This is a genomic window from Runella salmonicolor (genome assembly GCF_024158025.1).
GTDB classification, from domain to species: domain Bacteria; phylum Bacteroidota; class Bacteroidia; order Cytophagales; family Spirosomataceae; genus Runella; species Runella salmonicolor.
This window is the reverse complement of record NZ_JAMZEL010000010.1, coordinates 227,426-251,530: the sequence shown is the minus strand read 5'-3', so window position 1 is coordinate 251,530 and position 24,105 is coordinate 227,426. Positions and strand designations below refer to the sequence as shown.

The following is a 24,105-nucleotide window of genomic DNA, read 5'->3' as shown; positions in this document are numbered from 1 at the left end:
TCGCAAGGAAAGAGTTTGGCGCTTTTTTACACGTTCCACTAAATTCATCAATACTTTTGTCAGACGTTTATCGGGTAAGTTCATTCCCCTAAGATAATCAATACTTGTGTATATACTTTAGGTGAGGACACAGACCACGGTGGAGGGTATCAAATTCGGCTAAAAAAAATGTGTATATACTTTAGGTGAGGACACAGAACAAGGAAAAGGTTTAATCCATACAACATATTCGTCCCACCCCTTTCCATATCTGTGGTAGGTTTTGTCCATCACCCCAAGTGCAGTATATAAAAATGTCATCTGCTCCATAGATAACTGTGGTCTTTTAAGCTGACCTCTAACGGTTTACGTATTGGCGATGGTGGAGAATTTGAAAAACGTCTGCCCAACATTTGCACAAATGCCCAATAGAATTACAAATTCGGGCGGCCGATGCCGTTGAGTTTACAACTATCAGCCCGACTATTGCCAATACAATGGTGGCGGTAGTTTTTAATTTGCGTAATTCTTTTGATATGTCTCATCCAAATTGAGTTTTCGCTTTATGTAGCCGATATGCTAAGCGATATCAACCATATCTGTTTAAAAAGCTGTTTGCTAATGAAGAAATCAAGGTTTGGTGCTCACTGAATGAATGGTAAACTTCAGTCGCCCAGCTTTTTACAATATTGATACATTCTTCTGGCGTTGATGCATTCAGCAAATCTAAAGTGGTTAATTGTCCTCGCTCTCCGAATCGGGGTGGTGTCAAAAATTCGGTTTTATCTTTTTTATAAGCGTTAATGATGTTGCTCAATAAAGGCGTCTTAGCATAATCCCATTTGATATTTTTCTCAAAAATTAAGTATAACCTCGTTAAATGAATATGATTGTTCCAAGGTCCGTGCAATTCACAATGCTGCAAAGCCATTGCATCAACACTTAAGAACCGTGTTTCATAGTAGATAGGATTATTAAAGTCAAGAATTTGAGTTAGGTGGTTTAAATTGCCCTCACATTCAAATACACCTTTGGATACATTTGAGTGACAAAACTGACATCTCCCCACATTTTTAAGTTCAATTCCTGATTTTTGGGCGTAGTCAAATAAGTCTTGCATATTTCTGTTCTCAAATTAAATTCAAATTATCCGCGAAAAATTTTGTAACAGTCTAACCTAAAATTACCGCCAACTCGCTGATTGACGCATGTTTTAGTGTTTTATCTGCAATGTAAATGCTTCTGTATTACAATACAAAACTTAAAAGCATTGCTTGTTAATTGTTTGTTTTACAGGTATTTACATGGGATGCGTTTGTTTCTAGTAATAGACGCTTAAACAATACAAAATGCGTATTTTGTATTGTTTAAATAATACTTCAGTACAGAGAGGTTTTGACGGAGCATGTCCTTCACCTCACAACAGCCCTACACTTTCTGCAAAAGCGTCAGCAGTTTTCTGTCCAATTTTTGGCCTTGGAAATTTTCGTAGTCAACGTCGCTTCGGCCAGAATTGAGCAAACCGAAGGAGCCGTCAAATTCCCATAACGCAAAGCCGATTCCGTTTTCGCTCAGAATGCCGAGCAAATCTTTGAACCACGCCAAAAATACGTCGTGGGGCGTCTTGTTAAAGCAGCCGCACTCGCCACAGTGTACGCCCGTGCCACTGTTTTTAAGGTCTATCCACGGTTGAAATTTGTCTTCCAACATTTTGCGGCTCAGGTTTTGGTCGCCCACTTTTCCGGGCCATACGGGAACGGGCAGGCTTTCCGGGTCTTTGTACACCCAAGAGGCTTTGTAATGCGAGATGATGGAGGGCGTATAGCCTCGACAGCTTTGGCCTACTTCTAAATCGGAAATACCCGTAATCACATCATTGCCAACGTTGTTGCCATCGGCAATGATTAAGTGTTTTTTATTGACTCCTTTGATGGTATTGTAGGCCGCCAAAATCAGCTTGCGGTACATTTCGGGTTCCAATTTGGTTTTTTTACCCAATTGGTCGTTCATGTCGTCGCGCCAACTCGGTTCGTTGAGGAGGTCAAAACTGATTTTTTTGGAAGACGTATCTTTGAATTTTTTCGCCCAAAATTCCCAATGATAGCAGAAGTCGCTCAGGGCCTGCTCGTTGGTCCACAGGTTGTAAGGCTCCACAAAACCCGCGTTGATGCAATAGCCGGGCGCGCGGTGGAGATTTAGCGAAACGTGATGATGGTATTTTTGTGCCCAATAAACCAACTGCTCGATACGGTCGGTCATTTGGGTATCTATGTTTCTGATTTCGTCGATTCGGATGTTTTTGGAGCGGTCAAATTTCAGATAGGCTGGGTACGCCATCGGAATGCGGACAAAATCAAAGCCCCAATCTTCCATCCATTTAAAATACACTTCGGGCGTTTGCGGGCGACTTTTGGCGGGGTCGGGCGAGAAAAAATCAAGGACATTGAAGCCTTTCCATTGTGGCAATTTGTTCTTTTTCTTCACCGCTCCAGTCATACTTCCGCTCGTCAAAGCGACCGTAGCCAGTGAACTGTTTTTAATAAAAGTGCGGCGATTGATGCGATTTTCCATACGCAGTGATTAGTTGAAAAGCAAAGTTGAACAACAGTAAAATTACTTCAATGTTTTTTGACACAGAACGGTCCGCCGAGCGGTTTCTCCGAGCGGCCCGCCGCCGCGGCTAAACACAGAGTATCAAAGAGGTAAATAGGTAGTTAAAACTCTGTGAACCTCAGTGAGAGCCTCCGAGCAACTCTGTGTCAAAAAACTGAAAAGCCTGATACTTACTCACTCAAACTGAAAAGCAAAATAAGTACAGGAGCCTTTGCTGGTGTTTTGAAGGCCGTGCGGCACGTTTGAGTTGAGGAAAATAATATCACCGACTTTGGAATCATGCCATACGCCATCAATGGTTTCTTTGGCTTGGCTATCGGCCTCGCCTTCCTGACTGTTGACCAGCATCAAAATCTCGGCGGCTGGGTGGCGGTGCGCGGGGTGGCTCATCCAATTGCCCGTGAGGGTTGTTACGTGCATTTCAAAACGCTTGCTCATGCTCGTTGGGCGGTCGAAAAAATTCCTTCTTCCGCCTTTGTCGTGGCCTTTGAATTCAGTTTCGTCCCAATTGAGCAGCAGCGACCCGCCCGCACTTTTGCCTCGTTCAATGTCAAGCGGGGCGACCGAATTGAGTTGAAAAACGTAGTATGTCACGGGTTTGTCGGTATTATTGACCACACTGCGCTTATCGCCCGACATAATCAAGGCAATGCCTCCGGGCTTCAGTTCTTTGGTTTTGCCTTCTACGGTCACCGTCAGAACACCTTCTTTGATGATGAGCAGTTCCTCATTTTCCTGCGTGTACTCGCTGTCGCGCATTCTGCTTTTGGGATTGACGGTCGTGGCGTGTACTTTAAACAACTTAAAATGGGGTGTTGTACCTTCCAAAATGGGGCGGGTTTCGCCTTTGGTTCTTTTTACTACTTCCAAATTTGACCATTTATAGACTTTAGAAGCGACTGGCTCAGTGGTCTGGGCAAAAACCAGATGGCTGACCAGAAATAGCGGCAGGAGTAGCTTTGTCATCGGTAAAAGTTTCGTTTTAGGGTTTAGGCCGATTTTCTCTTAAGTGCTTTGCACCAGAGGTTTTGATAAAACCTTAGCGTATTGATAAGAAAGGTTAAAAGGGAATAAGTATAATGGTGTTGTATTAGTAAATTGATAGACAGGTGTTTATAATACAAAAAGACTGGCGTTTAAGCAAGCGCTAACACGCCTCCGTTACTGCCCTGCTTTTTCGTATTTCAGCATCTTGCTTGCCCAAGGGATAAAATGCTGAAAGTTGGGTTGGTCGGTGTGGCCGCCGTCGTGTTGTCGCCACGACAGTTGCCCATTGTGCATACTCGTAAGCATGGGTGGCATTTTTTCTTTCATAGGGTCGTTTGAAACTCCTAAATCTTTTACTCCCAAGAGTTTATAAGCTACGCTCGCGGCAATCGTTGCCATATAACTACCCTGTTGGTCAAGCCATTTGGCATCGCCTTTTTCAGGAATACCGTAACTGACATAGCAAAGACGAGGTGCACACAGCGCAATTAATTGATGCGAATCTACCGACAAATCACAGCCCGTTTTTTTGCCAAAACCAGATTCTTCAGTGCCGTATTTTAGATAATTTCCAGCCATCCAATGATACTCGCCGCTAGCCGTCAGACTTTCGACGGCTTCGCCAAAAACTCTACGATGCAAGGTGGTGCCGCCTTTTCCAGACGAGGCAATCAGTCCTACGGCAAAGCGTGGTTCAAATGCTAGGGTCACTAAAGCAGCTTTTCCATAACGGGAAACACCTTCGATGCCCACTTTCTTCGCATCTACGGCGGGGTCGGTTTCTAAATAATCTAAGCCGCGCGCCGCGCCCCACGCCCAAGCCCGGAGCGACCCCCAATCGTCGGGTTTACGGTATTGGCCTTTATTGACCAAGCCAATGATACCTTTTGTCAATCCCGCGCCATTGTCTGCCTGAATACTCGTCGGGTCGATGGTGCAATAGCCCCAACCTGCGGCCAACAACTGCTCTGTACCCGGGGAGTCTCCGGTGGGAAGGGGTGCAAAGAAATTGGGGAGGGGTGCGCGGGAAACGGGGCTGTAAGCGGGATATTTATCAAAAATGGCCTTCATTTCGGGATTACTTTTGATGAGCATCTCTTTGAACGCCGCATTGATTTTTTCAAAATCTTCATTGTTGGGCTGGGCAGGGGAAGGGAAAGACGGACGCCCAAACATCATCAACACTGGCACGGGACCTTTTACGTTGGAAGGAACCACCAACATCATGTTGATGTCCACTTTGATGGAAGGATAGGCACTGTTGTCGACATGACCAGTCAATTTTTTAGCTACCACAGGAATCCGTCCCACAAATTCATTGTCTACGGCGTCCACTTTCCACGTTACTTTCGGGATATTTTTAGGTAGCCTTCCGTATACTTCGCGTTCAAATTCTTCGATGATTTCGGGGCGGCGTTGTGTCCACCATACCTCGGCAGAGGTAACTTTGTTGCCATTTTTCAACGTCAAAATATCGGGCAAAGTAGGGCAGGGATTAGCGATTGATTCGTCATAATTGGCGTGATTGGGAGCCGCTTCGTTACCGCTTGGGCCAGGCCGTAAGGTTTTGATGCCCAGTTGCTGCTTCATGTGGGCGTGGTCGGCGGTGGTGAGCTTATTGAGGCTGTCGCGTTGAGCTGCGGTAAGCCCAAATTGCGCAAAAGTTGAAAAAGGTAAGACGGAGAATAGCAAGAATTGTTTTAAGGGTTTCATTTTAAGGGAGTTAGGTTTTGGGTATTTTCAATACTTGCTATGCTAGACCACATCAAGCAATGTCCTTCAAAAGAAGTTTATTGATGATTTTTGCGTGGAGTACCTTCCCGATGTCGTCGTGGTTTTCAAAAATAACCACGGGTTTTTGAGCTGCCGAATTGAGTGAAAACAATTCAATTACCAGCAGCAAAGCGTAAGATTTCATCGGTAAGGACGGGGTTAGGTAGGCTTAGTCAATCAATTTCAACAGTTCAGTAAGCGTGTTGGGAGAGCTGGGACGAGAGGCGTCGGCGGCGACAATTTTGCCGTTTTTATCAATAATCATGTACCGTGGGATGCCTGTAATGGCAAATTTACTGAGAAGCTGCGCACTGCGCGCTCCGTTTACGTGGCCGTGTTCACCCGGAAGTTGTAGTTCTTGAAGGGCTTTTTTCCAGAGTTGCGGGTTTTGGTCGACTGAGATGTAGAGGAAAACGATTTTTTTTAACTGTTTTTCCGTCAACTTTTCGTGCATGGTTTTTGAGTACGGAAACTCCGCCCGACAGGGGCCGCACCAACTCGCCCAAAAGTCTACATAAACGACTTTGCCTTTGAAGTCAGATAGGTAAAAACTCTTCCCGTCGATTGATGAAAATGCAATTTCGTCGCCTTTTTTGGTGTTTTTTTCGGGTTCAGGTGTTGTTTTCTTCTCTTCCTTTCTGGTGAGAACTTCGTAACATTTTTGAGTAGCCAATGCTACATAACGCTCGGTTTGGGGCAGGCTTTTTAAGACATCGAGGGTATTTGTGACGGCCTCTTTTGGGGTAGTTATGCAGTTGTCGCGCAGCAATCGGCAGAGATAAAAAGGGAGCAAATTGTCCGTTAGGTATCGCTTGGCAAAAGCTACTTTATCATTCATGGCCGCCGATAAGTCGGTGTATTTATTGAAGGCGTGTTCTCTTGAATTAAAATAAGTGACAAATACGGGCAAAAAATCTCGGAAAGGGGCGGTTAAGAAAGCCTCTTCGTCGGCGATTTTTTTAGGGTCGAGGGCCTCGGTCATTACGTTGGGCAGCGCCGACATTTTAAGATTTTTGGTATCGGCATTGCTACGGGTTACGGCGTAATTGAGCAGCCAATACCAATAATTCCAACGGGCGGTGTTTTCGACGTAGCGTTTAAAGGCATCGGAAAAAGCCGAAAAGTTGGGATGGGTTTTTAAGAATGTTATCTGTTGGTTTCGGGCCTTAAACAGTTCAATTTCCCGCATGTCGACGGTTTGGGAAAACAGGAGTTCGTACTGTTTTTTTTGGTCGAAATCATTGGTAAATTTTTGCTGAAATTCTGCCCAAAAGGCTTTCTGGTCGGCATTTTCCCACAATGCATTATACTGCTTAATCACACTGGGAGCTGTGCCCTGTTGGAAAATATCAACCGAATCCCGACTGGCAAAAGCAGTTATGGTTTGGGCAAAGAGATGACTTGTCAGCAAAAAACATCCGAAAAACAAAAGTGAAAATCTCATCATAATAGGTAGTTAACTAGGTTGGTGGTACGATAAATCCCCTTGTTAGAAAGCATTTATCGTACCACAAATGTTAAAACCCAATGGAATTTCCTCCATCGACTGGCAATGAAGCGCCCGTGATGTAAGCAGCGGCCTCGGAGGCTAAAAAGACGGCAGCCCAGCCAATATCTTGAGGCTTGCCAAATTTGCCCATGGGTGTTCGGTTGAGGGCGCGGTTCATGCGGTCGGGGTCGCTGCTCATGGCAGTTTTCATCATGTTGGTTTCGATGAAACCCGGCGCAATGGCGTTGACCCGAACGTTGTATTTTGAAAATTCTGACGCCAACACTTTCACCATGCCTTCTACGCCCGATTTGGACGCGGCATAGGCCACCACGCGGTCGATGCCATAATAGGCGGCCATGGATGAAATCATCAGAATCGACCCACTTTGGCGGGCAACCATGCGTTTGGCGCAAGCGCGGGTAAGGGCAAAAACGGCGTTGAGATTGGTATGAATGATGCGGTCAAAATCGTCATTTGTGACTTCCAAGGCAGGTTTTTTCATGTTGATGCCTGCATTGTTGACCAAAATGTCAATTTCGCCGTAGGTGTTTACTATGGTTTCGACCAAGCCTTCCAAGGTGTCTAATTCCGTGACGTCATTGACAACATAATGGGCCGATGTGCCCAAGGCTGCCGTGGCCTCCTGAAGCGCGTGCTCGCGCCGGCCTGTGATGATGACCGTGGCGCCCGCGTGGGTCATGCACTGGGCAATATCGTAGCCAATGCCGCTGCCGCCGCCCGTAATCAGCGCAATTTTTCCCTCCAAGGAGAATACGGATTGGGTATGGGTTAAGGTAAGTTCTTCGGCTGAATTTTCTTGTTCTCTCATCGCAAATGGTAAATTTCTACTAATTTTTTAATTTCATTTAATGTTCTTTGGGGCGGTGTTAATGGCTTGGGAATGGGCATTTTTGAATATTCTCCAAAGTATAACACACACGCGTCGCGCCACCACAAGGCCTCCTTTTCTTGTATTTTCAATCTGCCTTTTACGTTTTCAAAGATTTCGGGGTCAACGTCTGCTTTGAGGCTTTCCCAAGTCTTTTGCAAGTTTCCGACTTGTACTACGCCGTCGTAATAACGCTCGCACAACTCATCCCAAAGGCTGCGGCCCGTACTGAGTTTCTTGGACCAAGGCACGTGGTGGAACCAAAGCAAATAGTCGAGCGGGCATTGTTCGGGGTTGCCCCATTTTTGCTGAACTTCGGGGCTGTAAAGTTGCAAGGCATTGCTCAACTTTCCTGTTCGGTCAAATCCTAGCCCTACGGAATCAGCGCGGTGATAATACACCGATGTCCAATCGGGGCGGGCGCTTTTGGCGAGCCAAGGCTCGGGGCCATAGTGGTGACTTTCGCCCATCATGTGAGAGGTTCCCAAGGGGTACGTATAACTCACGTAAATGGGATGTGATTTCAACATCATGTCGGAGATTTTCTGCTCCGTTGGTTTGGCTTGGGTTAGGGTCATACGAATCCATTCTGAAGCTATCTGCTCCGACGACAGCGTGTGGTCCCATGCCAAGCGGCCGAAAGCGTACCAGTTGCTTTGGTTGAAGGGGTGTCCGCACCAATTAACATCTGAGCCCGTGTTGGCCACACCCGCCATTAAAGAGTACTGGGCATTGTACAAGCTTCCGTCAATGACTTTGGCCACGGTAGAGCCCTGCCCTTTGGCGTAGGTATCGGTATCCAAACACTCTTTGAACATCGGTGCCAAATAGGTCAGGTGGGTGGATTGGCCCAAGTATTCTTGCGTAATCTGAAATTCCATGCCCAACGTTGTTTTTGGAAAAGCTCCAAACATAGGATGAAAAGGCTCCCGAGGCATAAAATCAATGGGGCCATTTTTGACTTGGACAATCACTTTAGGGTCGAATGTACCGTCGAGAGGTTTGAATTGAGCGTAGCCCTCCTTGAAACGGTCGCCGTTGGGGTCGGCATTGTATACAAATGCCCGCCAGATAACGATGCCGCTAAACGGACGCATGGCTTCGGCCAGCATGTTGGCGCCGTCGGCGTGGGTGCGGCCATAATCCTGCGGGCCGGGTTCACCTTCAGAATTGGCTTTGACCAAATACCCACCAAAATCAGGAATGTACTGGTGAATCTCTTTGGTTTTGTCGTTCCACCATTTACGCACTTCGGGGTCGAGCGGGTCGGAGGTTTTGAGTCCGCCGAGGGTGCGGGGAGAACGGAAGTTGACCGAAATAAAAACTTTGATGCCGTAGGGGCGAAGTACATCGGCAACGGCTTTGATTTTTTCCAAATATTCAGCGGTCAGAAACCGAGAACTGGCATTGACGTTGTTGATGGAGGTGGCGTTGATGCCTATCGACGCATTGGCGCGGGCGTACAAGACATAGCGCGGGTCAACGCGGTGGGGCAGTTCGTTCCATTTCCACATCGAGGAGCCTGCATAGCCGCGCTCTACGGTTCCGTTAGCGTTGTCCCAGTGGTTAAGCATTCGAATCTTTACCTTTGGGCTGCTCGTTATGGAAAGCTTGGCGAGAGATTTACCCGTTTGAATGGCCCTCAACAATTCAAATGCCCCGTACAACACGCCCGTTTCAGACTTAGAGGAGATGATGATGTTGCCTTTTTCGGTATAAATCTCATATCCTTCGTTAGAAATATTCGCACTTGAAGGGGCGTTTTTGTTAACGTTCAGAATGATTCCTCCGCTTGTTGTTGCCGTTTTTACAGTAACAATTTTTTTGCCTAATAAACCCAGTAAACCCGTTTGAAGTTCTTCTGTAGCGATTTTAAGGGTTTGATTATCAGACGCAACGGCGATGAATTTTGTAAACGGAGCATAGCTTTCCCGCTGCTTGGCATCTTTGATTAAATCATAGTTGAGCCAAAGCCGCGAACCATCATCGGCAAGGGCGGCGGTGGAGAGTAGCAGAAGAAATAGAAAGAAATGTCTTGTCATTGATTTCATTTGGCTAAGGCCATTGTTGATTCTTTTTATTTGTTAATAAAGCAGGAGGCAATGCATTTAAGACATCCCTCTTTCAATGGCCATTTCCAAACCCCGCAATTCGGCCAGACCTTTTAAACGACCAATGGCCGAATAGCCTGGATAGGATTTTTCTTTTCCTGTTTTGTGCAAATCGTCCAGCATCTGATGCCCGTGGTCGGGGCGCATCGGAATCATAGCGTCCTTTTGTTCCTGGTTCTTTCTTCTTTTTCCTTCCAGCACAAAGGCTTTTACCACTTCGTACATGTCTACATCGCCCGCCAAATGCGCGGCTTCGTGAAAATTGAGCGGGTTAGGTTCGCGCTTGGTGGTGCGTAAATGCACAAAATGGATTCGGTCGCCGAAGCGTTCGACCATTTTTGGTAAATCATTGTCGGCACGTACACCCAGTGAGCCCGTACAAAACGTGATGCCGTTGGCGCGTACATTGCAGGCCGCCATCAACTGCGCCAAGTCGCTTTCGGTGCTCACTACACGTGGCAACCCCAACAGCGGTTTTGGCGGGTCGTCGGGATGGATGCAGAGATTCACGCCAATTTCTTCGGCCACGGGAGCTACCTGCTGAATAAAATAATACAGATTCTCGCGCAACTCTTGGTCGCCGATGTGTTTATAATTATTCAGTAGTCCCTGAAACGTGGCCAATTCAAAGGCTTCATTGGAGCCTGGGAGGCCCAATAGTACCGTGTTTTGCAGTGTTGCAACCTCTTCGTCTGTCATGGTGGCAAATTTTCGTTTGGCGGCTTCCTGTACTTCGAGGGTATAATCAGCCTCAGCATTGGCCCGTTGGAGAATACACAGGTCAAACACCGCAAAATCTTCCCACACAAAACGCAGGGCGAGAGAGCCATCGGGCATTTCATAGTGCAGATTGGTGCGTGACCAATCCAGCACAGGCATGAAGTTATAACACACCGTTTTGATGCCGCAGGCCGCTAAGTTGCGCAACGATACTTTGTAGTTTTCTATGTATTGCGCCCGACTCGGCAGCCCTTTTTTGATGTCTTCATGAACGGGCAGGCTCTCTACCACTTCCCACGTGAGCGGGGTATAGCGGTCATTGTCTGCTTCGATGAGTTGAATGCGTTGTTGAATGGCTTCGACGGACCAAACCTCTCCAACGGGGATTTGGTGTAATGCCGTCACAATGCCCGCGCATCCCGCCTGACGAATATCCATCAGTGAAACGGGGTCGTTTGGGCCGAACCAACGCATAGTTTGAATAAATGTCATTTGTTGACTATTTTATTTTCAGGACACAAAGAAACACTGAGTACTGCACAGAGTCCGTGTTTTTTTCGAGGCACTCTGTGACAAACTTTGTGAAACTCTGTGTTTCAATAGAATTATTCGCTTTTGTATTTTTCAAACAGGCTCGCCACGTTGGCCGTTTGGTGGTTGCCAGAATGAACCAGTACCCGATACCGCAATACTAATTTTTCACCTTTCTTCATCACCGTTGCTTTGTCGTCCTGCGGCCAATACATGGGCGTCGGTGAAAAGAAACCATAGTCACGCGTGAACCACGGTGAAGGATACCAAGGGTTGGATGGGTGTTGCATGATGGTCATGCCTTCCACTTTGTCACCTCTTTTTCCAGAGCAATCTATCCACGGTGATTTTACGCCGAAGGTGCCTTTTTCGGCTTGATTTCCTTCCGCATTGATCATGGTGCCTCCGTTGATAACCGCCAAATCGGGGTCCATGCGTCCGCTGAAAAGCGAGTGATTGGTTTTCAAAATGGTCACATCCATGAGGGTTTCCATGGTGACGTCAAAATCAATTTGGTACAGGTCTTTGGAAGGAGCCGTAATGGTGATGGTGCGAAAGTCCTTGATGGGTGCGTTGGCCTCGGGACGACGCCAAATACACTCATTTTCAATCACAACCTTGTCGCCGCCTGATTGAACAATATCGGCTCTTAGCGAAATAATCTGGCCTTTTTCCAAGCCTTCCTGCCAATAATTACCACCGTTTACTTTATCACAACCAAAAAACAACGAACTGTGGTGAGGGTAGTTTCCGTTGCGCATGGAGGTCACGCTCGCGTTGGAAGGCCCGTTGACGGGGTAAAAAAAAGGGTATTTTTCATCTTGCGAAAATATGTAGCTAGTGAAAAAATTGTTATTGATCGTGATGTCAATTTTGGAATTGAGCTTTTGAGCCGTAATTTTTGTTTGGCCCAGGCTCGCCATACTTGAAAATACGGCTGCGACAAAGAGAATCTGTTTGATATAATGCATGGATTAAGATATAAATAATAGTATAAATCATTTGGTTTGCGCGCCTTGCGTCCGCCCTTTTTGTCCTTTGTGTAAACTGTCGCGCGGACGCAAACGGAACGTACGGGACGCTATGGGTGGACGCGAGGCCCACCCCTACGCTTTCAAATGAATCTGTTGCGCTTGTTTCTGCGCTTTGATAGACAATTCAGCCGCCAATAAACAATGGGCCTGCGGCATAGCGGTTTCGGTTCGGTTGAGTACATCATCTACCAACTGACGGCCGTAAGGCAATTCCTGCTGCGTGCAGTCAATGTAGCGTGTTTCTTTGTGGTCGGTCAAGAACAAGTGATTGCCGCCTTCTCGCCCACCAATGTCGATGTTTTTGCGAATTTCAATGAAGCCATCGGTGCCCAAAATTGTCAGACGACCGTCGCCCCAGGTTTTGAGTCCGTCTGGAGTAAACCAGTCTACCCGAATATAACCCATACCGCCGTTGCCGCGGAGCATCACATCGCCGAAGTCCTCAAAATCAGGGTATTGTGGATAATGCGTGTTGCCCACCTGCGACGCCACGATTTCGGCTTGGGTGGAGTTGGTAAAGTATAGATATTGGTCAAACTGGTGAGAGCCAATGTCACAAATAATTCCTCCAAATTGCTCTTTATGAAAAAACCACTCTGGACGCGTTTTGGGATTCATGCGGTGCGGGCCCATCCCGATGGTTTGAATAACTTTACCGATAGCGCCTGCTTTGACCAATTCTCCCGCTTTTACGGTCGCGCGGTTTTCGAGGCGCTCACTGTACATAATGGAGTAAATGCGTCCGGTTTGCTTTTGAACCTTTCGTACTTCGGCGAGTTGTTCAAGGGTAGTGATGCCAGGTTTGTCCGACATGAAATCTTTGCCACTTTTCATGACCCGAACCCCCAGCGGGGCGCGCTCGTTGGCAATGGCCGAGCTTAGCACCAATTGGATGGATTTGTCATCCAAAATTTCTTTTTCGCCCGAAGCGAGCTTGGCTTGGGGATGCCGTTTGGCAAATGCCGCTACCAAATCAGGCTCTTTGGCATAATACGAAACCAATTGCCCACCGCCCCTGATAACCGCTTCCACTTGCCCGTAAATGTGGCCATGGTTCATGCCGATGACCGCAAATTTAATGCGTGGGGTGTCGTAATGGATAATGGGCGAAGGGGCTACTTTTTCGGTTTTGATGTGGCCGAAAGAATCGGTGGAAAGCATAGGAAGGGCCATGAGGCCAGCGGCCGATTCTTTCAAAAATGTGCGTCGTTGGTTATCGGAATTCTTCATGAGTGATTGGGTTAGGGTAGCGGTGTTGAGAAACCGCTACCACTTTCGATATTATTTATGCGCGGTTTTGAGGAAACCGCCAGCATGTTTATTACATCTTAATATTTGTCGTACCGTAAGGCTTACGTTGTGGGCGGCTGAGCATGGCGTTGGCCTCGCTGTCGTTGACAAAACGTTCTGCTTTAGGGTCCCACTGCAACTTACGTGGCAATTTCATGGCAATGTGACTTACCAAACATACGCTGCACGCGCGGTGACCAATCTCAACGGGTGAAATCGGCGCTTTACGCGTTTTGATACATTCGAGCCAGTTGCCGTGTTGCTCCTCGCTTTTATACAAATGGATTTCGTTCTCACCGATGACCGACGTGAGGATTTTGGGGTCGCTGGCATCGAGGGCTTTACTGCTCTTAGCTCTCGAAACAGGGTCGCTGGCCGAAGCCACATAGTCGCCACGCGATACAAAAATCCAACCTTCGGTTCCTTCGTAACGGATACCGTTGGGGAAACCTCCGCTGGTGTACATCGTGATACCGTTGGCGTATTCGGCTTTGACCATAAAGTCGCCGTGAACATTCCAGAGGCCTGATTTTGGAAATTCAGCCACGGCTTGTACCGAAATAGGCCCTGTCAGTTCGGTGTCCATTCCCCACGCGGCCGAGTCAAAGTGGTGTTGTCCCCAACCCGTAATCATTCCCGCACCAAACTGCTCGATGCGCAGCCAGCCTGGGCGGCCGTAGCCCTGCTGTGGATGAACGCCAATTTCGGTATAAGGCATTTCGGGGGTGGAGCCGAGCCACATATCATAATTAAAGCCTTTTGGAACGGGCATTGTGGGGGCCGAAGGGCCTGAAGGGTCGCCGGGCAGACCTACTTTGACGGTATGTAGCTTTCCGATGCGACCGTTGCGGACCAGTTCAGCCGCGATTCTGAATTGAGGAGAAGAGCGTTGCTGTGTTCCTACTTGGAGAATTGTGCCTTTTTTCTGGACCACATCGCTCAACATCCGGCCTTCGGCAATGGTCAGCGATGTGGGTTTTTGGAGATAAACATCCTTGCCCGCAAGGGCAGCTTCGATGGCAGGCTGCGAATGCCAGTGGTCGGGAGTGCTGATGATGACGGCGTCGATGTCTTTGTTGAGTAGCATCTCGCGGTAGTCGTCGTACATTTTGGCTTCTACGTAGTTGGCGTTGCCCGTCTTTTTGGCATAATAGCCTTCTACCAGTTTTTTGCCGTCCACTAAGCGATTTTTGTCAAGGTCACAGACCGCAATCATGCGTGCTACGTCGTGTTGGAGGGTGCCGACCATATCGTGGTCGCGGCCGATACGCCCACAGCCTATTTGGCCGATGTTGATTTTATTGCTGGGCGCATTTTTGCCAAATACGGAAGCCGGAACAATGGTTGGCACACCGATGGCACCAACTACGCCAGTTAGGGTTTGGCCTAAAAATTTTCTGCGTTTCATGAGAACTTTATTTAGTGGATTGGAGTGATTCGGATGAATTTATCAATAGAACGGCCCTGTTGCTCTATTTTTATATTGGAGTTTGTTTTTAAAAATAGCTATTTATTAAGAATAAGGTACGAAAGGGCTTGTTTCTCCTGATTAATATTGAAAAAGGTTTAGAATGAGTCAAAATGTTTGTCGGTAAAATCTGATTTTGATGACATTCTAAACCTTTTCTTAATCGTATTGGTCCTTAGGGCTATTCAGTAATTTGGTCTAATGCAGGCTTATTGGTTTCGCTACCCGCATAGCCGATGTTTTGGTTGATTTGTCCCAAACTGTTTGCCAAAATAGCAGGACGGGGAATCGGCCATAATACGTGATAAGGACTCATGGTGTAAGAATCTCCACGGACATTTCTGACCCTATTTTTGTAAAATATGTTTTTGTCCATGATCCTATCGTAGAAAAAGTTTGACCCCGAAAAATTACTAAGAGAATAGGTTTTGCCATTGTAGCTTTTACCTGATTTTGCCATTTGATACGCTATCCGGGCAAGTTCGGTTTTACGCGGCTCTTCGTAGTATAATTCGCGTCCCCGCTCATCTAAAATGGTGCCGATGTCAATTTTTGAAACAGGGTAAGGACTGCATCCTGCCCGAGTTCTGACCCGGTTAACGTCGTCGGCAGCAGCGGCCAAGTTTCCTTTAAACCAATGTGCTTCTGCACGGAGTAGATAGGTTTCGGCCAAACGGAAAATATACCAGTCGGAATTTCCGCCTTGATAAGGTACCCGGATTTGGTCTTCGATATACAGTTTATAGTGAGGCCAATCGTACCAGGTTCTGATGGTGTCGCCTGTAGAAACCAATAATTTTCCGTTAGCATCGCGGAATTGGAGTGGCTTACCGTACCATGGAGACACGCCTTTTATCGCTGGATTGTTGTAAACAAGTTGTTCCATGGTCATCCAATTGCCTGATTTGGTATCGTGGCGCAAGTCTTTGTTGTCATCCCAAATGTCTTTAGTACTGTAAGGGGTAGCTCTACAACGACCAATTCCCCGTCCATACAAAGTGGTCAAATCAAACTCGACCTGGTTGGGTACCATACCCTGCCGCCCATCGGGGGTCAAGATGGTATTGACGGAGAAAAATGGCACGGCTTGGCGCATAGAGGTCGTACCCGTGGTGGTAGCACTGGGGAGGCCATAGCGGTCAATGACCGAGAAAAGTACTTCAGTGTTGTTGGCCAAAAATTTATTGGCAGGACGGTGCAAATCCCAGATAACGTTTTTGTTAGCATTGCCCGCATCTACGCCAAAGCGAGAGGTCATCAGTTTGTAAGCGCCGTTGTTGATTACTTGGTCGGCGGCAGCAATGGCTTCGTCGTAGAGTCCAAGTGCCAGGTTTACTTTTGTGAGTAAGTGGCCTACCGCTCCTCGGTTTACATCCCCTTTGGAGCTGGTCCAGGGTACTACTTTCATGGCAAAGTCAAGGTCTGCTTTAATCTTCTGCAAAATTGCTTCACGCTTTACGGTTGTAAAGTCTAGTTTTGGCTCTGCTAATTCCTTAAAGGTGGTCGGGATGTCGCCAAATTGATGTACCAAGCGGTAGTAGTGATAAGCCCTATAGAAGTAGGCTTTGCCCAGAATGATATTTTTGACGTCTTCTTTGATTGCGGTAGCTTGTGGTACCCGGTCAATAATCGTATTGGCCAAACGAATGCCCAACCACCCTCTTTCCCAGTACCAACCGATGCGGTTGAAGTCTGCACTATTGAGGTTGGCATCGGGAGTAATGAGTACGTTCAAATCTACCGCTGGGCCAAATTTATCAGTAGTGCCTTCAACGGCCATTTCGGAGAAAAGTAGTTCGGTAATAATAGGTTGGCCATCTCCATAAAACTCATCGCGGACGTTAAGTCCGCAGGAAGCCAAGGCCGAGTTAAAACCACCTTCAGAGGTAAAGGTGTTTTCTGGAGTGAAAAAAGACAGTGGCTGGGGTTCAAGCCATGATTCTTTACAGCCTGTATTGATGGCCAGTAGAAAGACACTTGCTATCGTCAGTTTACGAAATATATTGTTATTCTTCATCTGTGTGCGCTATTTAGGTGATTATTTACTTCAAAAATTAGAAAGTGACGTTTAACCCTACGGTAGTAGTAGAAGGCGTAAGCCCTTTGTTTTCGGGGTCAAAGTATTCCCAAGGGGTAAATACCGCTGCATTCTGTTGATTGAGGTAAATTTTCAAGCTCTGGAATTTAATTTTGTTTAACATTGATTGCGGTAAGCTGTAAGCAATACTAATGTTGTTGAGGCGAACAAACGATGACTTGCGCCATACATTGTAGGCTACTGAGCCACCAGCCGCTGACATCATCTTGGCGTAATCGTTGATTGGGTTTTCGGGGGTCCAGTAAGGGCGCTTATAAAACTGTGAACGGTCGTAGAATCTGTCCACATTTTTGGCTTCGTTGAACTCGGTATTTTGTCCTATTCGTCCATAAATCGCAAAAGAGAAATCAAAGTTTTTGTACAGTCTGAATTCATTACGGAAATTGAAGGAGAATTTGGGATTTTGGTGACCAAGGAACTGACGGTCGTCAATGGTATATTTACCGTCGCCGTTGAGGTCTTCCAGCTTAAAGTCGCCAGGGGTAAAACCGTAGGATTTTGCCAAATCTCTCTCAGATTCCTGCCAAACGCCCAATACTTTGTAATCCCATATTTGGTTGACGGGTTTTCCGATAAACCAACCGTTGGCACGGTCATCTTGGTCTACCATGGTCGTGTTGCCAGCGGCATCAGTGACGGGTACTGGGCCGTACAATTTCAAGATTTTATTTTGGTTAGTCCAGAATGCAAAATTGCTTCTCCACACAAAATTGGTCTTTTTCAGGTTTTCGGTGTTGAGGGTAAGCTCCATACCGTTGTTACTGACCTGACCTAAGTTGGCTACTACACTGGCAAAACCCGTGATGTTGGGCAAAGAGCGGTTCATTAATAAATCGACCGTTTTGCGGTCGTAGTAGTCGAGTGAGCCCGTAATTTTGCTGTTTAAGAAGCCAAAGTCAATTCCTACGTTGATGGAGCTATTGCGTTCCCAGCGTAGGTTGGGGTTGCTCATATTGGCGGTGCGAACGGCGCCCACGTTAAAAGTGGTGCCACCCGGGTTGGTGTAGGAATAAACGCTTGAAGTTAGTGCCGATAGGGCGGCGTAGCGTCCAATCTCCCGGTTACCGTTTTCACCATACGACAAGCGAATTTTGCCATAATCTAGCCATCTGCTGAGGCCTTTCGCGAAACTTTCTTCCGTAAGAACCCATCCCAAAGCCACTGAGGGGAACGTCGCTCTTGGGTTGCCTTGTCCAAATGCCGAGAAACCATCGCGGCGAGCGGTTACAGTAAGGTAGTAGCGCTGATTATAGTTGTAGTTGATACGGCCCATGAGCGCATCGCCCGTTTGGTACTGGTCGTTGCTTGAAATACTGGGGTATAGCGTAGCCGCTCCCAAATTGTGATACGTGAGGTTGTCGCTTGGGGAGTAATTTTCGGCATTGACGGTAGTGTTCCAAATTTGGTATTTTTCGGCGTTGGCCAAGAAGGTAACGTCAAAATTGTGTTGACCAAACGATTTGTTCCATTTCAAAATGTTATCAATCTGCCACTGATACGTTTTTTCGTTGACTCGGCTTGTGATACCGTTGCGGGTGGTTACACCTGGTTTTTGTGAGGAAACGTGGTCAAAACCTGTGTAGAACTCAAAACGAGGAGTGTAATTGATTTGGTAAGAAAAACCATACCCAATGTCTCCCTTCACATAAATTGACCCAAACATATTGGTGAATTTGCGAAGGCGGGTATTGTAGTATTGGTCTAAGTAAGGGTTGGTGTTGTTACCCACGTCGTCGTTGGTGCTTTGGCGTAAGGTTACACCGTCGTCTTGATAAAGCTGCCCGTATGGTGTTGTTTGAATCATGTTGTTCAAATTAATCGGGATGGAGCTTTCGTCGCGGTCGGCAAACTGTAAGTTGGTGCCCAACGTAAAGAACTTTGTAATTTTACTTTCCAAATTTACTCTTCCCCGAAAAGTAGAGAAATAGTCTCCTTTGGTCAATCCTTGGTTTGTCAGATACCCCAGCGATACGTAGTAGTTCATATTTTCGGTACTTCCAGATACACTGGCAGTATGGTCTTGCTGGAGGGAGTTGAAATTGTAGAGTTCTTTTTCCCAGTCAAGAGAACGCCCTTCTTTGTAATTTTTAGCTTCCACAACGGTCATTCTGAGCCGACTCAACCAAACATCTACTGGGTCGCCTTGAGAGTTTCCTAAAGCCATCCACTGCGCTGTAGTAATGGTAGAAGGTAGTTTGCGAGGGTCGGTAAACATATACTGACGGGCAGGGTCGTGGCCGTTCATGCTCCAAAGTACGTCGGTACGCCAATCCAAAAACTCCTGTGGCGATAATAAAGGCAAGGATTTGCCAATGTTGTTTTTACCAAAATTGACATTAAATGTGACCAAGGGCTTTCCTGATTTTCCTTTTTTTGTGGTTATTAGTATGACCCCGTTGGCTGAACGGGCGCCAAATACTGCCGCCGAGCTGGCATCTTTGAGAATATCTACCGTGCCAATGTCGTTGGGGTTGATGTCGCTCAATTGGCCAGGATAAATTACCCCATCCACCACAATCAATGGTGCGGTAGAAGCATTAAGAGAAGCACGACCTCGAACCAAGAAGTCGCCACCGCCCTTGGCTGAGGAATTTAGACTTACATCCAAGCCAGCCGCATTGCCACGAAGCATATCCTGAACAGTGCGGGGGTTTTCATTTTCGAGTTGGGTTGCTTTGATAGAAGCTACTGCCCCTGTCAAGTCACTTTTTTTAACGGTACCATATCCTACTACCACTACTTCGGAAAGGGCTTTAGTGTCTTCAGTAAGACTTACATTGATGGTCGAACGGTTGCCAATGGGAGCTTCTTTGGTTGTGAAACCAATCGAAGAAAAAACCAATGTCCCCTTTGCAGACACGTTGCTGATGCTGAAAGTCCCTTTTTCATCGGTGTTGGTCCCTATCGTAGTTCCTTTCAATAGTACTGATACGCCTGGCATACCCGCGCCATCGTCGCCCGTTACCTTGCCTCGTACCGTAATGTTTTGGGCAAATGTTTGCATGCTTTGCAGCACGATTAGCGTACCAAAAAGCAGTTTTGGAAATAGTAGTTTTGGGTTCATAAAAAGGTTGTGGTTAAGAAAGTAGATAAATAAAGAAAAAATGCAATTTTTGGTTTAGGATAAGTTTGCTTGAGAATTTAGGATAGAAGGCACTGTATAGTGAATTTACTTCAATGATATTCTTTGTTTTGAATTTTGCAAAGATATTTTTGGCTTTTTTTTGATGTTTTATGCTTGATTTCTATCGAATTCGTTTTCGAAAACGTTTTCGGTAGTTATAGATAACTTATTTTTATCATATATATTTGTATTAAAAATATACCAAGATAAGTTGTATATAATGCGTCAATCTATCAAATTAAATCTTGATAAAATCTAATAAAAGATGATAGCCTGTACCAAATGTGGGAGCGTAGAAAATATCGTAAAATCGGGTTTTATACGGGGCAAACAACGGCTCTTTTGTAAGGCGTGTGAAGTACATTTTACAATTAATTTACCCCAAAAAGAAATTAATAAAACCGCTCGGCAAATCACGATTGTTGATATTGCAAAATCGCTTGGTATCTCTCCTTCTACGGTATCGCGGGCGTTGAATGGCCGTTCTGACATCAATCCAATGACGCGCCAGGAGATAATCCGGGTAGCTACCGAGATGGATTATCGACCCAACCTGTTGGCGCAAAGCCTCAACCGGGGCGAAACGCACACCATCGGGGTCGTAATTCCTAATATCGAACGTCCTTTTTTTGCGGGAGTACTAGCAGGTATTCAAAAAGTAGCGACCGAAGCAGGATACCGCGTAATGATCTGTCAGTCTAATGAATCTCACTCTACCGAAACCCTCAACGTGCAAGCCTTGGTAGCAAGCCGAGTGGACGGACTGCTGATAAGTCATTCTAAAGAAACGACTTCCTTTGACCACATCAAGTTACAATTGAGACGTGGGCTTCCTATTGTTCACTTCGACCGGGTGTGCAACGAAGTTGAAACCGCAAAGGTAGTTCAGGAGGATTTTGAAGGGAGTTTTGTGCTGACCGAGCACCTTATTTTACAGGGATGTAAGCGTATTGCAGTGTGTGCGGGTCCTCGTGAGTTGCTGATCAGTATTTCTCGTTTAAATGGTTACAAGGCCGCGCTGGCTAAGTACGATATTCCATTGAGAGAAGAGCTAATCTACCACACTAACTTCATTAAAGGCGAATCGTTGCTTGCCTTGGATGGCTGGTTGAACCTACCCCAAAAACCCGATGGCATTTTGGCGGTTCATTATGCCAATGCCATTGATATGATAGTGGAACTAAAAAAACGTAAAATTAAAATTCCGTCTGAGATTGCAATCGTGGGTTTTGGGGATGAACTCATTGCCTCACTGATTGAGCCTTCCTTGACGGTTTTTCATCATTCTCCCTTTCAGATGGGTGCAATTGCGGCCAAAATGTTAGTTGATAATATTATTCATAAAGACACTTTTCAACCTATGTTGCAGAAAATGAACGGAGAACTCATTATCCGTCAATCATCTCTAAGAAAGTAAATGAATGCTAACTACATTCCTTTAGGTTCAATCATTACGACCTCCTCTTTGTCCAGAATCACTTCGCCTTCGGGCAGGCCTTTGGGTTTGCGTACATACTTTTTGGGGGTCACAATGACGGGGCAAAGTGTCTCGTTGCGGCGTTTGGAATACCACGCGGCGATTTGGGCCGCTCGTTCAATGACGCTGTTGGGGAATTTTTTTCCTGCTTTGTATTTCACCACCACGTGTGAGCCTGCCACGTCGCGAGCGTGGAGCCATAGGTCTTCTTTGTAGGCGTATTTTTTGGTTAGCAAGTCGTTGTTTTTGGCGTTTTTGCCAATCAAAATTACGTAGCCTTCAAACTCAGTATGCTTGAAGAGTTGCGTAGGTGACAGAATGGGAGCGTCGCTCAGGAGGTTATTGGTTTTTAAATATTTGCGCAATAGTTTGAGTGATTCAAATTCTTCGATGATGCTGACATGATTTTTGAGTTCTTCCAATTCGCCTTCCCGGAGGGCAATATTTTCCTGCAATTTTTCGATTTCTATGCGCTCGTTTTTGGATTTTCGGTAATATGTTTCTGCGTTTCGTTGGGGCGTTAGGTCGGGTTTTAATTTAATTTCTATGTCTTGATTTCGGTAAAAATCAAACAGAGTTACGCGCTCGGCTCGCTCCGGAATTTGGTGAAGATTGGCCATCAAAATGTGCCCGATTTCTTCGTTTTTCACCTCTCCGTCAATGCCCAATAATTTCTGAAAAGCTTCTTCGAGATAATGTTCGGTTCGCTGAATGCGTTTTTGCAAAATTTTGAGCGCGTCACCTTTTTCTTTGGCAATGACCCCAACGCGGTTGTAAGTAGTGTAAAAATCATTGAGTGCCGCAATGGCGCTGCTGTGTTCGCGCAGGACTTCGCCTAGCGCAACAAGCGTAAGCGTGGGCTGATGATGCCACAGGCTGATTTTAAACGCAGGGCGGGAGAGGTGATTTAACGTTTCCTCGATGATTTGCCAACGTTGTTCAGAAGATGGGGCAGGTGTAGCGTCGAACTGTTCTGCTAAATACGCATTGATTTCTTTGCCAAACGTAGGAAACACTTTGCGGTGGTCGTAATTGGCGGCTTGGTAGGCTTCCCAGGTCTGGTCGATTTCGCGGTCAAGTTCTGATAAATGCAGGTTGTTATCGGAAACGAGCCGGTTGTGAAATAAATCAATTACATCATCCCCCTGAAACACTACGGCATTGGAACGATTGCCGAATAATTTAAAAACGACAGTGTAATTGTTCTCCAAAACCAACCCAAAGGCCCGCTCATTCTTGAACTGGCGCACATCAATAACGGCTAAATCATACAGATTTTCGAATAAATCGGCGCTATTTTGACGAGCGCGGTTGAAGTCTTCGGGAAAGTTGAGACAGGCGAAATCGGGGCGGAGCGTGGCGCGAATGAAAAAAGGACGATAGTAATTGTTTTTGCCACGAGCGTGTGCCAGAATGATGACCAACTCATCTTTTTCCTGACTAAAACACTCCATAAACTTCAAACCTGTAGCCTCCTGACGAAGGGCTTCGGTCAAGTGCCGTAAAAAATGGTAATTCTGATGCATGACGCAAAGGTAGGTGTCAGGAGTGAGAAGTGGGGAGTAAGAAGCAAAAAAAGGCGTCCGACGGTTTTAAACCGTCAGACGCCTCGTTATTTAAATGGGTAATTAAACGAGTTTCCGTTCACTACTTTTCTCTGGTCAGCACCTCGTCGATTAAGCCGTATTCTTTGGCTTCGAAGGCCCGCATCCATTTGTCGCGGTCAGAATCTGCCTCGATTTGCTGAATGGTTTGACCCGTATGATTGGCCAGAATTTCGTAAAGCTCTTCGCGTAATTTTACGATTTCACGCGCCGTGATTTCGATGTCAACGGATTGGCCCTGAGCACCTCCAGAAGGTTGGTGAATCATGATACGGGCGTGGGGAAGCGCCGCACGCTTGCCAGCCGCACCGCCTGCCAACAATACCGCACCCATCGAAGCCGCCAAGCTAGTACAAACCGTGGCTACATCGGGACGAACGTACTGCATGGTGTCATAAATTCCCATCCCTGCGTACACCGAACCGCCCGGGCTGTTGATGTACATCAAAATGTCTTTTTTAGGGTCGGCAGATTCCAAAAATAATAACTGAGCTACCACAATGTTGGCGATTTGGTCGTCAACGGGCATTCCAAAAAAGATAATACGGTCGGCCATGAGGCGAGAAAAAACATCGACCTCACGGAAGTTCATCGGGCGCTCTTCGATGATGGCGCGCGTCATGTTTTCAACGGTATGATTTACGTAGCCATCTACTGTAAGGCCACTCATACCCAAATGTTTAACTGCGTACTTTCTAAACTCTTGTCCGTGATTCATGGTTACTGATTTATGTGCTTCGGCACAGTTAATGGTTAATGATTATTGTTAAGGTCGTCTTTGATACATGAGCGATACTCTAATGAACACTAAAAAATGGTCACTTGGTTCGACGGACAAAAATGCAGAATTTAGTCTTTGATTGTTGTCAGTTTAGCCAACAAATTATCAGAATTACCTATATCTGTGCAAAATGA

At 46.3% G+C, this 24,105-nt stretch carries 17 protein-coding genes; 1 reads left to right on the top strand and 16 read right to left on the bottom strand.

What is annotated here, in order from left to right:
• Window positions 1-568 precede the first annotated feature (568 nt).
• From NCI00_RS21730 to NCI00_RS21665, 14 genes are all read right to left on the bottom strand, one after another.
• Window positions 569-1,099: a DUF5946 family protein gene (locus tag NCI00_RS21730; RefSeq protein ID WP_114460952.1), complete on the bottom strand. Its 531-nt coding sequence runs from the start codon at window positions 1,097-1,099 to the stop codon at window positions 569-571.
• Between the two features lie 308 nt (window positions 1,100-1,407).
• Window positions 1,408-2,550, bottom strand: coding sequence for a glycoside hydrolase family 5 protein (locus NCI00_RS21725; RefSeq protein WP_253531133.1), 1,143 nt, complete (start codon window positions 2,548-2,550; stop codon window positions 1,408-1,410).
• Window positions 2,551-2,766: 216 nt separating this feature from the next.
• Window positions 2,767-3,558 (bottom strand): cupin domain-containing protein, encoded by a 792-nt coding sequence (locus tag NCI00_RS21720; protein WP_253531131.1) that lies wholly within the window; start codon window positions 3,556-3,558, stop codon window positions 2,767-2,769.
• 195 nt (window positions 3,559-3,753) lie between these two features.
• Complete coding sequence (locus NCI00_RS21715; RefSeq protein ID WP_253531129.1) at window positions 3,754-5,292, bottom strand: alpha/beta hydrolase family protein; 1,539 nt, start codon at window positions 5,290-5,292, stop codon at window positions 3,754-3,756.
• A 52-nt stretch (window positions 5,293-5,344) separates the two neighbouring features.
• Window positions 5,345-5,497 (bottom strand): hypothetical protein, encoded by a 153-nt coding sequence (locus NCI00_RS21710; RefSeq protein WP_253531127.1) that lies wholly within the window; start codon window positions 5,495-5,497, stop codon window positions 5,345-5,347.
• A 24-nt stretch (window positions 5,498-5,521) separates the two neighbouring features.
• The gene (locus tag NCI00_RS21705) at window positions 5,522-6,799 is read right to left on the bottom strand and encodes a TlpA family protein disulfide reductase (protein WP_253531124.1); all 1,278 of its coding nucleotides are present in this window, start codon (window positions 6,797-6,799) and stop codon (window positions 5,522-5,524) included.
• 70 nt (window positions 6,800-6,869) lie between these two features.
• The gene (locus NCI00_RS21700) at window positions 6,870-7,673 is read right to left on the bottom strand and encodes an SDR family NAD(P)-dependent oxidoreductase (RefSeq protein WP_166560864.1); all 804 of its coding nucleotides are present in this window, start codon (window positions 7,671-7,673) and stop codon (window positions 6,870-6,872) included.
• Window positions 7,670-9,775: an alpha-glucuronidase family glycosyl hydrolase gene (locus NCI00_RS21695; protein ID WP_253531122.1), complete on the bottom strand. Its 2,106-nt coding sequence runs from the start codon at window positions 9,773-9,775 to the stop codon at window positions 7,670-7,672. The genes NCI00_RS21700 and NCI00_RS21695 overlap by 4 nt, the downstream gene beginning before the upstream one ends.
• 66 nt (window positions 9,776-9,841) lie before the next feature.
• Window positions 9,842-11,056 carry a mannonate dehydratase gene (gene uxuA / locus NCI00_RS21690; RefSeq protein WP_253531120.1) on the bottom strand — a complete coding sequence of 405 codons (1,215 nt, stop codon included), beginning with the start codon at window positions 11,054-11,056 and terminating at the stop codon, window positions 9,842-9,844.
• 113 nt (window positions 11,057-11,169) lie between these two features.
• Window positions 11,170-12,066: a DUF6807 domain-containing protein gene (locus tag NCI00_RS21685; protein WP_253531118.1), complete on the bottom strand. Its 897-nt coding sequence runs from the start codon at window positions 12,064-12,066 to the stop codon at window positions 11,170-11,172.
• 135 nt (window positions 12,067-12,201) lie between these two features.
• A complete protein-coding gene (locus NCI00_RS21680) occupies window positions 12,202-13,359 on the bottom strand; it encodes a Gfo/Idh/MocA family protein (RefSeq protein WP_253531116.1) in 1,158 nt (385 codons plus the stop codon).
• Window positions 13,360-13,450: 91 nt separating this feature from the next.
• Window positions 13,451-14,827 carry a Gfo/Idh/MocA family protein gene (locus NCI00_RS21675; protein WP_253531114.1) on the bottom strand — a complete coding sequence of 459 codons (1,377 nt, stop codon included), beginning with the start codon at window positions 14,825-14,827 and terminating at the stop codon, window positions 13,451-13,453.
• Between the two features lie 241 nt (window positions 14,828-15,068).
• Window positions 15,069-16,904 (bottom strand): RagB/SusD family nutrient uptake outer membrane protein, encoded by a 1,836-nt coding sequence (locus NCI00_RS21670; protein WP_253531112.1) that lies wholly within the window; start codon window positions 16,902-16,904, stop codon window positions 15,069-15,071.
• A gap of 37 nt (window positions 16,905-16,941) precedes the next feature.
• Window positions 16,942-20,049 carry a SusC/RagA family TonB-linked outer membrane protein gene (locus tag NCI00_RS21665; RefSeq protein WP_253531110.1) on the bottom strand — a complete coding sequence of 1,036 codons (3,108 nt, stop codon included), beginning with the start codon at window positions 20,047-20,049 and terminating at the stop codon, window positions 16,942-16,944.
• Window positions 20,050-20,374: 325 nt separating this feature from the next.
• Between NCI00_RS21665 and NCI00_RS21660 the strand changes: the two genes are divergently transcribed.
• Window positions 20,375-21,526, top strand: a complete 1,152-nt coding sequence (locus NCI00_RS21660; protein ID WP_253531107.1) for a LacI family DNA-binding transcriptional regulator — start codon at window positions 20,375-20,377, stop codon at window positions 21,524-21,526.
• Window positions 21,527-21,537: 11 nt separating this feature from the next.
• Here the strand turns inward: NCI00_RS21660 and NCI00_RS21655 are convergent, their stop codons facing one another.
• Window positions 21,538-23,112 (bottom strand): NFACT RNA binding domain-containing protein, encoded by a 1,575-nt coding sequence (locus tag NCI00_RS21655; protein WP_253531105.1) that lies wholly within the window; start codon window positions 23,110-23,112, stop codon window positions 21,538-21,540.
• A gap of 121 nt (window positions 23,113-23,233) precedes the next feature.
• Entirely contained in the window at window positions 23,234-23,908 is a 675-nt protein-coding gene (locus NCI00_RS21650) for a ClpP family protease (protein WP_114068901.1), read from the bottom strand.
• Window positions 23,909-24,105: the final 197 nt, after the last annotated feature.